We start from the raw sequence: 12166 nt of genomic DNA on the forward strand, positions 1-12166 counted from the left end.
CTACTTACACATTCTCTACAAAGGAGGGAAACCCTGCTTAGGACTGAAAAGAAGAATCTTTTTGATTGATCCGGTGCCACCATTTTTTCAAGAGCTGTATGCGCCCTTCTATAAATGGCTGTGTCAGCGTGCGGATGATTCCGCTCGATAAAACATACACAATCGCTGCAGCTACAATTGCAAGACCTAAGACATCAAACACGTGGTCGACTTTGAACCAATCGGCCTGCCGGAAAAATTGAATGAAGAACCCGTGCAGTAAATAAACGTATAACGTTCTTCCACCAAGGTAAGTCAACCGGTATTGAGTATTCGGCACCCAAGCAAAGACACTAATGGTCATGACCGCTGCAAGCACATAAACACCCAAACGGAACAGGCCTCCCATTTCAGGGCTTCCAAGCACCTCATACGATTTAGAGCCGAGCAGCCACCCTGAGCTGAATTCTGGAAAGAGGGCGATGACGGAGGCAACGATGGCCATCACGACAAGGCTTGCTTCTTTCACTCGTCGTGTTCTCCATTTGTGGACATGTTCTTTCGTCAACCAATACCCCACAAGGAAAAACGGGAAGAAAACGAACGTCCGGGACAAGCTGAAATGATGCCCGATGTCACTGAAGTACCCGACGAGCACCCCGATTTGCACGGCAATGGCCACTCCAAGGAATGGAGGGATCTTTTTGAACCAATACAACAGGATGTGCCAGCAGAACAAGCTGAACAAGAACCATAGGGACCAGTGTGGATAGAAAATACCGCTCAAGGTCGCTCCTTTTCCAATGAAGAAGTAATACCCCGTATAAACGAGTTGGAAAATAAGATACGGTAAGATCAATTTTTTAGCTAATTGTAAGATGTAGTCTTTTTCTCCTGATCCTTTCGCAAAGAACCCAGCAAGAAAAATGAATGCAGGCATGTGGAACGTATAAATCCAAGTATATAATGTGTACATCGGCCTTGATCCGTCTGTAAATGGCTGAATGATATGACCAAAGACGACGAGAAAAATCAGAACGAGTTTGGCATTATCAAAAAAGGCATCACGTTTCATGTTGTCTCACCCTTCATTATCGATTAATCCTCTACTCCTTGTTTACCACATTCCTGTGCTTTTTAAGGCACTTTTATTCATTTTTAAACCATATGTAAACCAATTGTTATCTTCTGTTATGAATTGTTATGTCTAAAAAAGAGACACCCTTTACGGATGCCTCGCTGGAATCATTCGAAGTCGATGGCCCATGTACCTTTACGGAAGATCGCTTCAAATTCCCCTTCTTTTGTTTCACCGTCAATATTTAACTCCTCTGAACCCATCATGAAATCTTCATGAATCAAACTGTCATTGACCCCGTGGGACTCCATTTGTTCTTTATTGAAGGATGAACCACCACGGATGTTGGTCGGGTAAGCTTTTCCTAAAGCCAGGTGACAGGAAGCATTTTCATCATAAAGCGTGTTGTAGAAAATGTGCCCGGACTTAGAAATTGGTGACTCATTGGGAACTAGAGCCACCTCTCCAAGACGTTTGGCTCCATCATCGCTCTCAAGCATGTGTTTTAAAGTTTCTTCTCCAGATTCTGCTTGATAGTCGACGACTTTTCCATTCTCGAACGTCAGTGTGAAGTTTTCGATCAGATTGCCTCCATAATTGAGAGGTTTCGTACTTGTGACTTTTCCTTGGACCCCTGTTTTGTGTGGCATTGTGAACACTTCTTCTGTCGGAATATTCGGGTTGAATTCCGTCCCTTTCTCTGAAGTCGTTGAACCGCCATGCCAAATGTGGTTTTGGACAAGCTCGATGGACAACTCTGTGCCAGGTCCTTTATAGTGAAGCTTTTTGTATTGCTTCTGATTCAAATACTCTCGAGCCTGACGAAGCTTTTCATTATGCTCTTCCCATGCTTTGATCGGATCTTCCTGATCGATGCGAGTGATGTGGAAAATTTGTTCCCACAACTTGTCTTGCGCCTCTTCAGGGGAATGATCAGGGAACACTTTTTGAGCCCATGCTTCTTGTGGATAGACAATGATCGACCATGTGGTTTTATCGTTCATAATATAGTCTCTATACTTCGTGAGTGCTTCCCCACTGGCTTTATTCGCCTTAGCGATCCGCTCTGAATCGATGCCTTTGAATAAATCAGGATTGGGTCCGTAAATGGATAAAAGCGCGTATCCATCCTTGACCATCTCTTCCAGGCCTTCCGCCTTCCATTTAGGGAAATTCTCAAGCACTTCCATCGGAGCGTTCTTCATTTTCATGAAACTGAGCACTTCATCATTCCACTCCAAGTGCACATTCTTCGCCCCTCTTCCATAGGCTTTCGCTGAAATCGTGCGGACGAGCTCAGCCGCTTCAATCGGAGCATTAATGATCAATCCTTGTCCTCTTTGTAGATTCACACCTTTTTTTAATGCAAGATCTGCATACTTTTCTAATTGTTTTTGATGTTTATTCAATGTCCACCCTCCAACTTCTTCATTATCTGTCTATTATTTCATATCCCGGGGATGTTTCCTAGAACGAACGTCTTTACGCTTTATCTTTGAACATTTCAATCGCTCGTTCTCTCATCGTTTTATGGTCGACAATTGGTTCCGGATAGTCTTCCCCGACGATACATCCCGCTTCCTTCTGTTCTTCTTCTGTCATTTTAGATGGTTCATGGATGTGTTTCTTTTTTACGTTTTCAAGTTCAGGCAGCCACTCTTTGATGAAGCGTCCGTGGGGATCGAATCGCTCTGACTGCCTTGTTGGATTAAAGATCCGAAAGTACGGGACAGGATCGGTGCCCGTAGAGGCCGCCCATTGCCAGCCCCCTATGTTGGAAGCAGGATCATAATCCACCAGCTGTTCAGAAAAATACCGTTCCCCTTCACGCCAATCCATAAGCAGATCTTTCGTCAAAAATGAAGCAACAGCCATGCGCAAGCGGTTATGCATCCATCCCGTTTCATTCAGTTGGCGCATCGCTGCATCGATAAGCGGAAACCCTGTCTGACCTTCTTTCCATTTTCCAAGCACTTCATCATCATTGTTCCAGGGAATTCCTCTGTATTTTTCCACCATTTCTGTAGAATTAGCATCAGGATAGTAATGGTAGATCATGTTGTAAAAATCCCGCCAGGCCAGCTCAGAGATGTACGTATCCACCCCAGACGTGTTTTTCCTAAAATCCACGTCCTCTTCGATTTTATGATAGATGGTTCTAATGGATATCGCCCCTGTGCGTAGAAAACGAGACATCAGACTCGTCCCATCGATGGCAGGAAAATCACGCCGTTCATCATAGTCGTAAATGTCCTCATCCAGAAAATGATCCAGCCGCTCCAGCGCATCTTTTTCTCCGACGCCATCATACACGCCGGCTGTTTTTTTGATCAAATCATCATATGCGCGCTGGCCCTCAGAAAATGCCTTTCTCTCATCTAAAGCGGAGGAAGATAACTGATCATGATCCACCTTTTGGATGGCCGGCTTCTGAAGTTGTTTCCACTTCTTAAGGTAGGGAGAGAAAACTTTGTAAAATCCTCCATCGTTTTTCTGCACTTCATCGGCCCCGTGAAGATGGTGGTCGTTGTAAGAATAGACTTCAACATCCCGATTCCCTAAGTATTCAGTAATTGATTCATCCCGCTCTCTCCCGAACCCGACTTCGTCTCTATTGAAATAAAGCATGTCCACCTCTAATTCCTCCAACAGATGTCGGAACGCTTCTTCCGTATCTCCATGAATGAAATGGATTGGAGCCTTCCATTCCTCTGCCCTGTCTACGAGGCTCTTTAATGTTTGAAAAAAATAATCATGTCTCGGTGTGAATGATTCATTTAAAGATGGATGGATATGAAAAAACAGCACCATTTGATCGTCGTCTTTTGTATGTTCCAACGCTTTGGCTAAAGCGGTGTGGTCATTCAACCTTAAGTCTCTCCTAAACCATACAGCTCTCCTTGTCATCCTTCCCCCTCCTTCCTTCTTTACCCTTCCTTTTTACTTGTGGATATAAACTACAGATCGCCACTTATCCACATGTGGACAATCTTCCGTGAAGTCTCGTGCTCTTTGATTAGCAGCGAAAGGCATCTCAAACCGGGGCCTCTTCGCTCAAAAAAAGGAGCTGACCAGCCCCCTGGTCAGCTCCTCCCCATTTATTCGAAGTTTTTGAGCAGTGTTGCCATTTCGATGGCTGCCGTAGCTGCTTCCCAGCCCTTGTTTCCTGCCTTCGTACCCGCGCGCTCAATCGCCTGCTCGATCGTATCTGTCGTGATGACTCCGAAAATGACCGGAATGCCACTTTGTTGTGAGGCCTGTGATACACCTTTGGCCGCTTCGTTACATACATAATCGAAGTGTGGGGTAGATCCGCGGATCACCGCTCCAAGTGTAACGACAGCATCGTATTTTCCTGAGTTCGCCATTTTGCTTGCTACCAGTGGAATTTCAAAAGCTCCTGGAACATAAGCAACTTCAACGTCATTTAATTCAATGCCGTGGCGCTTGAACGCATCCACCGCACCTTCGTATAACTTCCCTGTGATGAAATCATTGAAGCGACCGACAACGATTCCTACTTTCAATCCTGTGCCTACGAGATTACCTTCTATCGTTTTTACCATGTTTTGTTCATCCCTTCTAGTCCTAGTAGTGAAATAAGTGTCCCATTTTGGATTGCTTTGTTTTTAGATATCTTTCATTCTCTTCCCTGGATTCCATTTGGATTGGAACGCGATCTACAACTTCCAAACCAAAACCGCCAAGGCCGGAGATCTTTTTCGGATTGTTCGTCAGAAGACGCAGCTTTGTAATTCCGAGATCTTTGAGGATTTGTGCACCTACTCCGTAATCTCTTAAATCCGGGCCGAACCCTAGCTTTTCATTCGCTTCTACCGTATCCAAACCTTCTTCTTGAAGCTTGTAAGCTTGAAGTTTATTCATGAGTCCAATGCCACGGCCTTCCTGTCTCATATATAAAAGGACGCCGCTTCCATTCTCAGAGATCTGTCTTAGCGCATTGTGCAGCTGTGGACCACAGTCACAGCGGTAAGAACCGAATACATCACCGGTTAAACATTCCGAGTGGACACGGACAAGCGTCGGTTCACCCGGGTTGATTTCCCCTTTGACCAGGGCGATATGATCTTTGAAATCAATATCGTTGGAAAACCCGATTGCTCGGAAATCCCCGTATTCGGTCGGCATTTTCACTTCCACTTCGCGTTTGACGTGGTTTTCTTTTTTATGACGGTATTGGATGAGGTCTGCAATCGTAATCATGGGAAGATCAAACTCATCCGCCATTTTTCTAAGGTCAGGCACACGGGCCATCGTTCCATCGTCTTTGATGATCTCACAAATGACACCAGCCGGGCGTGCTCCAGCAAGTTGGGCAAGGTCTACAGACGCTTCTGTATGCCCTGCTCGACGCAGGACGCCGCCTTCTTTCGCAATTAAAGGAAAGATATGCCCCGGCTTTTGGAAGTCCGCTGCCGTCGTTTCTGGATTCAACATCTCCTTGATGGTCAATGCCCGTTCATCCGCAGAGATTCCCGTCGTTGTATCTTTGTGATCGATACTTACAGTAAAGGCTGTTTGATTGGGGTCTGAATTGTTATCGACCATAGGTACTAATTCTAAGTCCCGAGCCAGGTCATTGGTAATTGGTGCGCAGACAAGTCCGCGACCATGCTTGATCATGAAATTGATCATTTCAGAAGATGCATATTCAGCAATCCCTATTAAATCTCCTTCATTTTCACGATCTTCGTCATCACAAACAATGACAAGTTTCCCCTGCTTTAAATCTTCAATCGCTTTTTCAACTGAATCAAACATCATTTCACCCTCTTATGCAAAGCCGTTGTCAGAAAGAAACTGTCTGGACAGTCTCGACTTCGGCTCTTCTTTATTTTGTCCGCTCAAAAAATGAGCCACGTATTTTCCGATCATGTCGCACTCAATATTGACACTGTCTCCAGGTCCTTTTGCACCGAGCACCGTGTGCTCCATCGTATGAGGAATAAGAGAAATCGTCACTCTGGAGTCATGGACACCAAATACCGTCAGGGAAGTGCCGTCGACAGCGATGGAACCTTTATAAACGAAATATTGGATAAGTTCTTCAGGTAGTTCAATTTCATAATAAACGGCGTTGGATTCAGGCTTTTTTGAAACGATTTTACCCGTTCCATCGATATGACCGGACACTAAATGACCCCCGAACCGCCCGCCGGCAGCCATTGCCCGTTCTAAATTAACCGGTTCCCCCTGCTGCAGTTCATGAATGTTCGTAGCTCGGTAAGTTTCAGGCATGACGTCAAAAGAGACCGTCTGCTCCGAAAAGCTTGTTACAGTCAAACACACGCCATTTATGGATATGCTGTCGCCTAATTTGACGTCTGTTAAAATTTCTTTAGCTGAAATGTTCACTTCGAGCGCTTCTGTTTTATTTTTAACTGACTTTAATGTTCCTATCTCTTCAACAATCCCAGTAAACATTAAGATTCTCCTTTTCTAACGGAAACAATTTTAATGTCATCCCCTATTTTTTCAGTCGAGACGATTTCAAAGGAGCTCACATTCTTTAACTGATGAATTCCTTTTCCGCCCACAGGAGTCAATGCTTCTTTTCCTCCAATTAACTTAGGTGCCATATACGTGACGGTTTCGTCGACTTTACCTGCACGTACGAACGCATCGGCAATCGTCGCTCCTCCTTCAACAAGTAAAGAAGTAACTTTTTGTTCTCCTAAATACCGGAGGACTTCTTTTATGGAAACCTGTTCACCGTTAAGCTGGATGATGGTGACATGTTCATATTTTTCATAGGCGTGCAAATCCTCTTTCTTCACATGATTGCCTACGAAGATCCATGTGGGTGCCGAGTCGTCCTGGATCAACTGAGAGGAAGGCGGCATTCGGAGATGGGTATCAAGGACGATCCTTTTCGGGTGACGGCCTTCTCCCTTTATCCGCGTCGTCAGTTTAGGGTTATCCATCAGCACCGTGTTGATTCCGACTAGTATCGCATCTGAGCGATGTCTATAGTGGTGACCATCCAAGCGTGCTTCTTCTCCTGTAATCCACTGACTCTCACCTGTCGACGTCGCAATCTTCCCATCCAGACTCATAGCAGTCTTCAAGCGGACATAGGGCTCTTTCTGTTGAATGAAGTGAAAAAAGGAAGTATTGAGCTCATCCGCTTCTTTTTTCAGCACCTCTGTCTTAACTTCAAGACCATGCTCTTTCATCAATCGAATCCCTCTGCCGGATACTTTAGGATTAGGATCGTTCGATGCCACCACCACTCTTTTTATGCCAGCTTCAATGACAGCTTCTGCACATGGGGGGGTCTGCCCATGGTGACTGCACGGTTCGAGGGTGACATAAATCTCCGCATCTTTCGCCTTCTCTCCCGCCATACGGAGCGCATGGACTTCGGCATGAGGTTCTCCTGCTTTGACGTGAACGCCTACACCCACGATTTGATTATGCTTAACAACAATGGCAGCGACGGAAGGATTCGGACTTGTTTGACCAACTGTTTCCCGCGCCATGTCTATCGCGATTTTCATGTATCTTTCATCCCGATCCAAAACCTTCACCACCTTTTCCGTAAACCTGAGAAAATCAAAAAAACCCTGAAGAAGACAGACTTCTCCAGGGTCGTTGAACGTAAATTTCATACACTTAAAAAAGGGTACACGTTACTTGAGCTTTTGTACCTTTACGTTTCTACAACCTTCTCCCATCCAGACTTTAACTGTCGGCTTTGGAGTTTCACCAAATCAGGGAGAACCGTGCCTAACACTGATTCTCCGTCGCGGGCTCGGAGCATATGCTCATTACCGCCGGCTGGGACTTTCACCCGACCCCGAAGGTTTACAATATACGATTATTTCTTACATCCTAAATATATAGGAAATGAAGGAAAAGTGCAATTCTAAGAACTCGTTCCCTTTTCATTTTTCACCCTGATCCCTATTGTAAAAAATGAAAAAATCGGATAAGATAGATTACATTAGGAAAACGTTTGCACAAACGGTGCACAAGCATAAAAACAACCCTATTTTTAAGACAACTTGTTATGTAATCAAGTTTTTATTTTTATACAAGTGCGCAATCGGTTGCATCTGCCTGTGATAGGCACCTATAAACGTAACGAAATGAGGCGAATACTATGGAACGTGTATGGTGGAAGGAAGCGGTTGGATATCAGGTCTATCCTCGTAGTTTTCAAGATTCGAACGGTGACGGGATCGGTGATTTACAAGGAATGATCGACAGACTGGATTACCTGAAAGAAATGGGCATTGATTTTATTTGGATCTGTCCGATGTACAAGTCTCCTAAAGACGACAACGGCTATGATATCTCCGATTACCAGGACATATTAGAAGAATTCGGGACGATGGATGATTTCGATCGATTACTTCAGGAAGTTCACAAACGGGACATGAAACTGATCATTGACCTTGTTCTCAACCACACCAGTGATGAACACCCTTGGTTCATTGAATCAAGAAGCTCCAAAGACGATCCTAAGCGTGACTGGTACATTTGGCGTGACGGGAAAAATGGTGCTGAGCCAAACAACTGGGAAAGTATCTTTGATGGTTCTGCCTGGCAGTACGATGAAAAAACAGAGCAATATTATTTGCACGTGTTCTCTACAAAACAGCCTGATCTGAACTGGGAAAATCCTGAAGTACGTGAAGCCTTATATGATACCGTCAACTGGTGGTTGGAAAAAGGTATTGATGGCTTCCGAATCGACGCCATCAGTCACATCAAAAAACGACCGGACTTCCCGGATATGCCAAATCCGAAAAAACAAAAGTACGTTTCTTCTTTCGATATGCACATGAACCAAGAAGGCATCCATGAATTTCTACAAGAATTCAAAGACGAAACGTACAGCAAATATGACGTCATGACAGTCGGTGAAGCGAATGGTGTCAGTGCCGATGAGGCAGATCTTTGGGTTGGAGATAACGGGAAAATGGATATGATTTTCCAATTTGAACACTTGGATCTTTGGGATCAGGATGCAGAACAACAGTTGGATATCCCTGGATTGAAAAAAGTCCTCACACGCTGGCAGAAAGCTTTAGAAGGCGACGGATGGAACGCTCTTTTCGTAGAAAACCACGATAAAGCCCGTGTAGTATCCACATGGGGAGACGACGAAGTTTACTGGCGCGAAAGTGCAACGTCCATTGCAACGATGTACTTCTTCATGCAGGGAACACCCTATATTTATCAAGGGCAGGAAATTGGCATGACAAATGTGGCCTTCCCATCTATTGAAGATTATGATGATGTTGCAGCGAAGAATTTGTATAAGACGAAAAAAGAACAAGGCATGTCCCACGAAGAAATCATGCAGATCCTTTGGAATACTTCCAGGGATAACAGCCGGACGCCTATGCAATGGAGTCATAAAAAAAATGCAGGATTCACAAGTGGTACGCCGTGGATGAAAATCAATTCGAACTACAAGACAATCAATGTCGCAGACCAACAAGATGATCCCCATTCAATTTTGAATCATTATAAAGAAATGATTCGTCTGAAGAAGCAGCATGATCTTTTCACATATGGTACGTATGCGTTGATTCTTCCGGACGACAAACAAATTTATGCTTATACAAGAACACTTGATGGTAGAACCGCTTTAGTGATTGCAAACTTGACGAAAAATACAGCAGCATTCGAGTCCTCTTATAAACTGAACTCGAGCGATTTAATTCTGTCAAACTTAATTGTAGATAAACATGTAGATGAAACGAGTTTCACACTTAAACCTTTTGAAGCACGTGTCTATTTATTAAACCAATAATTTATATCTTCCATCAGATTAGGGAGAACCAAAAAAGGACGGCCACCTTAGGAGTGCCGTCCTTTTTGTCATTCAGCAATGCTTGTGTCTGCTTCCATCTCAAGTTCAACGTTACCCTGAATGGCTTTGGAGATCATGCAGCTCTTTTCCGCTTTTTCAATAAGGCGGTTCAGTTTGGATAAGTCTTTATCGTCCGCTTGCGCGCGCAGGACTACTCTTGGTCTGTGGATGATTTTTTGATAGGTAAAGACTCCATCGGTCACATCCACAATCCCTTCTGATTGCATGTCCATTTCTTCTAATGGCAACTCTGCCCTTTCAATCATAGCAGCGAGGCTGATGATATAGCAGGTGGCCGCTGCTCCGAGAAGCATCTCGTCTGGATTGGTCCCTACATCCGGTCCATCCATCTCTTTCGGGATCGATATTTTCGTTTTCAGTTTTTCTGATTCAATGTAGCCGACTTCATTCCTTCCGCCTGGCCAGTCGGCTTTTAAATGAAAATGATGCAAAGCCATGATGTCACTCTCCTTTATTATTTTTCCATAGAAAGGAACTCGTAATGTCCCCCGTTCGTAGCCTGCATGAACGTCTGCTTCTTTTTGAAGCCTACACGCTCGTAAACGGCAATGGCACGCTTATTGAATGTAGCAACGGAAAGTGTAAAAGCACCTGCTTGATACTTTTCTGTCGCAAAACGAAGACACGATTTCACGAAACTTTCCCCCAGCCCTTTTCCTGCTTTATCCGGGTGCATACCTAACCCAAGGTCAACGGTGGGATGATTTTTCAAGTCCACCGTTAAGAAGCCGATTAAACTCCCGCCTTTATGTGCGCTATACGTGTGTGGACTCCGCTTCTCCGGGTTTATGAAAAGCTCCAAATCGTCTTCGTCAGCTGTCATGTTATAAAAATCATAGGGTTCAGGATATTTCCAACCTGCAATTTCTTCTGCCTCTTGTTGGGTGATGGGGGTCCATTGGATCTTCAAGATTCCTGTTCCCAATCTTTTTTGAAGCGGGCCATTTTCACCTGAAGCTGCTCAATCATATCCAGAACACGATTAAAATCCTGGATGTCCACATTTTCTGCATCCATGCTGGATACGACTTGATTAAGCATTTGAATTCTATTCTTAATATAATGAAACTGTTGTGAAGGATGCTGAGCTGCCTTGCCCATTCGAAAGCCCTCCTTTGTTTACCTTTCCTTTCATCTTACATGGCTCATAAGGAAAGTAAAAGATTTTGCCCATAAGAAAAGCTGCGGCAAAGGCCACAGCTTTTTTGTTATTCTTCTTCCACTTCTCTTTTCTCTGATAAGAACCACCCTAGTGCTGCGATAATGACAAGGACAGAATAGAAGATGATCTTCCATAGTGCTGAATGAGCAAAGTGTTCATCCAGAATTTGAATATTCGGGTGTGCAAGTGTAGATACAACCAGTTTCACACCGACCCAGCCCACAATGACAAAGGCCGCTACTTCTAAACCTGGACGGGACTTCAGTAGTTTAACAAAATATCCTGCAGCAAAACGCATGATGATAATTCCAATCATACCACCCGCAAGTATGACGGCAAATTGCCCACCATCAAGACTTCCAACATCCGGTAAATCTGTTTCAGGCAATGCAACAGCAAGAGCAACGGCAGCCAATATAGAGTCCACGGCAAAAGCCAAATCGGCAAGCTCTACTTTAAGAACAGTAGCCCAAAAGCCTTTCCCTCGCTGATTTCCTGCATCTTCTTCCATTTCTTCTTCATAATCATCCCCTTTGGCCCGCCACCGGTCAAAGAGGTGTTTTCCTGAAATGAATAGTAAGTAAGCGGCTCCTAATGCTTGAACTTGCCATACGTCTACAAGGAAGGAAATGATGAACAGGGATCCAAATCTAAGTATAAATGCACCAGCTAAACCGTAAAATAACGCCTTTTTCCTTTTTTCTTCCGGCAGGTGTTTGACCATGATCGCTAGTACAAGAGCGTTATCTGCGGCTAGAATTCCTTCCAAACCGACAAGCACGAGCAAAACCCAGCCGTATTCAATCAATAATTGAGCATCCAATTTTATTCTCTCCTTTTCCATAAAAAATGGTCCCCACCACTATGGTAAGGACCAAAAGAATAGACCTTTACCACAGTGGGTAAAGGTCTCGCTAACAACTTCCGTTGCCAATAAAGCCGGGGAATGTTTCCCGAAATGACGACTTTATTGTCCCAGCTACTCCCCTTTAGGAATGCTACATCTACCCTCAATCATAGCATGCAACCATGTATTGTCAACGACTTTCCTGCCCACATTATAGAATAATTCTAGTAT

At 44.3% G+C, this 12166-nt stretch carries 12 protein-coding genes and 1 riboswitch; of the genes, 1 reads left to right on the forward strand and 11 read right to left on the reverse strand.

Annotated elements, in window-relative coordinates; all coding sequences use genetic code 11:
• Nucleotides 1–37 precede the first annotated feature (37 nt).
• The 7 genes from GLV98_RS08735 to ribD form a co-directional block, all read right to left on the reverse strand.
• On the reverse strand, nt 38–1054 hold the full coding sequence (locus GLV98_RS08735; RefSeq protein WP_160914075.1) for an acyltransferase family protein: 1017 nt from the start codon (nt 1052–1054) through the stop codon (nt 38–40).
• 170 nt (nt 1055–1224) lie between these two features.
• A complete protein-coding gene (locus tag GLV98_RS08740) occupies nt 1225–2466 on the reverse strand; it encodes an aminopeptidase (RefSeq protein ID WP_160914077.1) in 1242 nt (413 codons plus the stop codon).
• 73 nt (nt 2467–2539) lie between these two features.
• On the reverse strand, nt 2540–3964 hold the full coding sequence (locus GLV98_RS08745; protein WP_160914078.1) for a cryptochrome/photolyase family protein: 1425 nt from the start codon (nt 3962–3964) through the stop codon (nt 2540–2542).
• Between the two features lie 191 nt (nt 3965–4155).
• Nucleotides 4156–4623: a 6,7-dimethyl-8-ribityllumazine synthase gene (gene ribE, locus GLV98_RS08750; protein ID WP_160914079.1), complete on the reverse strand. Its 468-nt coding sequence runs from the start codon at nt 4621–4623 to the stop codon at nt 4156–4158.
• Between the two features lie 22 nt (nt 4624–4645).
• Nucleotides 4646–5839, reverse strand: a complete 1194-nt coding sequence (locus GLV98_RS08755; RefSeq protein WP_160914080.1) for a bifunctional 3,4-dihydroxy-2-butanone-4-phosphate synthase/GTP cyclohydrolase II — start codon at nt 5837–5839, stop codon at nt 4646–4648.
• A 12-nt stretch (nt 5840–5851) separates the two neighbouring features.
• Nucleotides 5852–6502 carry a riboflavin synthase gene (gene ribE / locus GLV98_RS08760; RefSeq protein ID WP_160914081.1) on the reverse strand — a complete coding sequence of 217 codons (651 nt, stop codon included), beginning with the start codon at nt 6500–6502 and terminating at the stop codon, nt 5852–5854.
• Nucleotides 6502–7578, reverse strand: a complete 1077-nt coding sequence (ribD, locus tag GLV98_RS08765) for a bifunctional diaminohydroxyphosphoribosylaminopyrimidine deaminase/5-amino-6-(5-phosphoribosylamino)uracil reductase RibD (protein WP_160914082.1) — start codon at nt 7576–7578, stop codon at nt 6502–6504. The genes ribE (GLV98_RS08760) and ribD overlap by 1 nt, the downstream gene beginning before the upstream one ends.
• A gap of 161 nt (nt 7579–7739) precedes the next feature.
• Nucleotides 7740–7889: riboswitch (FMN riboswitch) on the reverse strand.
• Between the two features lie 294 nt (nt 7890–8183).
• On the opposite strand from ribD, the gene GLV98_RS08770 reads away from it, so the two are divergent.
• A complete protein-coding gene (locus tag GLV98_RS08770) occupies nt 8184–9845 on the forward strand; it encodes a glycoside hydrolase family 13 protein (protein ID WP_160914083.1) in 1662 nt (553 codons plus the stop codon).
• A 68-nt stretch (nt 9846–9913) separates the two neighbouring features.
• Here the strand turns inward: GLV98_RS08770 and GLV98_RS08775 are convergent, their stop codons facing one another.
• From GLV98_RS08775 to GLV98_RS08790, 4 genes are all read right to left on the reverse strand, one after another.
• Nucleotides 9914–10363: an OsmC family protein gene (locus tag GLV98_RS08775; protein WP_160914084.1), complete on the reverse strand. Its 450-nt coding sequence runs from the start codon at nt 10361–10363 to the stop codon at nt 9914–9916.
• Nucleotides 10364–10380: 17 nt separating this feature from the next.
• Nucleotides 10381–10836, reverse strand: a complete 456-nt coding sequence (locus GLV98_RS08780) for a GNAT family N-acetyltransferase (protein ID WP_160914086.1) — start codon at nt 10834–10836, stop codon at nt 10381–10383.
• Nucleotides 10833–11027 (reverse strand): SE1561 family protein, encoded by a 195-nt coding sequence (locus GLV98_RS08785; protein ID WP_160914088.1) that lies wholly within the window; start codon nt 11025–11027, stop codon nt 10833–10835. The genes GLV98_RS08780 and GLV98_RS08785 overlap by 4 nt, the downstream gene beginning before the upstream one ends.
• 107 nt (nt 11028–11134) lie before the next feature.
• Entirely contained in the window at nt 11135–11911 is a 777-nt protein-coding gene (locus tag GLV98_RS08790) for a TerC family protein (protein ID WP_160914090.1), read from the reverse strand.
• Nucleotides 11912–12166: the final 255 nt, after the last annotated feature.

Source organism: Halobacillus litoralis, assembly GCF_009856415.1.
Taxonomy (GTDB): Bacteria; Bacillota; Bacilli; order Bacillales; family Halobacillaceae; genus Halobacillus; species Halobacillus litoralis_C.